At 49.6% G+C, this 1,598-nt stretch carries 2 tRNA genes and 1 rRNA gene; all 3 read right to left on the reverse strand.

The features are described 5' to 3' along the window. Positions 1-1,161, reverse strand: a 23S ribosomal RNA gene (locus tag ACM6IN_RS18625); the annotation flags it as partial. 247 nt (positions 1,162-1,408) lie between these two features. After that, positions 1,409-1,484: transfer RNA gene (locus ACM6IN_RS18630), tRNA-Ala, on the reverse strand. Between the two features lie 30 nt (positions 1,485-1,514). Further along, positions 1,515-1,591, reverse strand: a tRNA-Ile gene (locus tag ACM6IN_RS18635). Between the last annotated feature and the right edge of the window lie 7 nt (positions 1,592-1,598).

Consider the following 1,598-nt stretch of genomic DNA (forward strand, 5'->3'; position numbering starts at 1 on the left):
TGATACCCGTAGCTTCGGTGTATGGTTTGAGCCCCGTTACATCTTCCGCGCAGGCCGACTCGACTAGTGAGCTATTACGCTTTCTTTAAAGGGTGGCTGCTTCTAAGCCAACCTCCTAGCTGTCTAAGCCTTCCCACATCGTTTCCCACTTAACCATAACTTTGGGACCTTAGCTGACGGTCTGGGTTGTTTCCCTTTTCACGACGGACGTTAGCACCCGCCGTGTGTCTCCCATGCTCGGCACTTGTAGGTATTCGGAGTTTGCATCGGTTTGGTAAGTCGGGATGACCCCCTAGCCGAAACAGTGCTCTACCCCCTACAGTGATACATGAGGCGCTACCTAAATAGCTTTCGAGGAGAACCAGCTATCTCCGAGCTTGATTAGCCTTTCACTCCGATCCACAGGTCATCCGCTAACTTTTCAACGGTAGTCGGTTCGGTCCTCCAGTTAGTGTTACCCAACCTTCAACCTGCCCATGGATAGATCGCCCGGTTTCGGGTCTATTCCCAGCGACTAGACGCCCTATTAAGACTCGCTTTCGCTACGCCTCCCCTATTCGGTTAAGCTCGCCACTGAAAATAAGTCGCTGACCCATTATACAAAAGGTACGCAGTCACCCAACAAAGTGGGCTCCCACTGCTTGTACGCATACGGTTTCAGGATCTATTTCACTCCCCTCTCCGGGGTTCTTTTCGCCTTTCCCTCACGGTACTAGTTCACTATCGGTCAGTCAGTAGTATTTAGCCTTGGAGGATGGTCCCCCCATATTCAGACAAAGTTTCTCGTGCTCCGTCCTACTCGATTTCATGACTAAGAGATTTTCGCGTACAGGGCTATCACCCACTATGGCCGCACTTTCCAGAGCGTTCCGCTAATCTCAAAGCCACTTAAGGGCTAGTCCCCGTTCGCTCGCCACTACTAAGGGAATCTCGGTTGATTTCTTTTCCTCAGGGTACTTAGATGTTTCAGTTCCCCTGGTTCGCCTCTTGCACCTATGTATTCAGTACAAGATAACCATCTTATGATGGCTGGGTTCCCCCATTCAGACATCTCCGGATCAAAGTCTGTTTGCCGACTCCCCGAAGCTTTTCGCAGGCTACCACGTCTTTCATCGCCTCTGACTGCCAAGGCATCCACCGTATGCGCTTCTTCACTTGACCATATAACCCCAAGCAATCTGGTTATACTGTGAAGACGACATTCGCCGAAAATTCGAATTTCTCAATTAAGAGAACTCACAAATTTTACCTTAGCCTGATCCGTTACCAGTGAAAGTAACGTTCAGTCTATCTTTCTATCACATACCCAAATTTTTAAAGAACGAACTAGTCAAAGACTAGAAATCAACATTCATCATCACAGCGATGGAATGCTCATTTCTAAGCTTTCAAACTTCAGAAGCAGTAGTGGTGGAGCCAAACGGGATCGAACCGTTGACCTCCTGCGTGCAAGGCAGGCGCTCTCCCAGCTGAGCTATGGCCCCGTATTTCTACAGGCGTTTCCCACACAAAATTGGTGGGTCTGGGCAGATTCGAACTGCCGACCTCACCCTTATCAGGGGTGCGCTCTAACCAACTGAGCTACAGACCCAATTTCG

The sequence above is a fragment of the Pseudomonas sp. IT-P395 genome (assembly GCF_949767675.1).
Lineage (GTDB): Bacteria > Pseudomonadota > Gammaproteobacteria > Pseudomonadales > Pseudomonadaceae > Aquipseudomonas.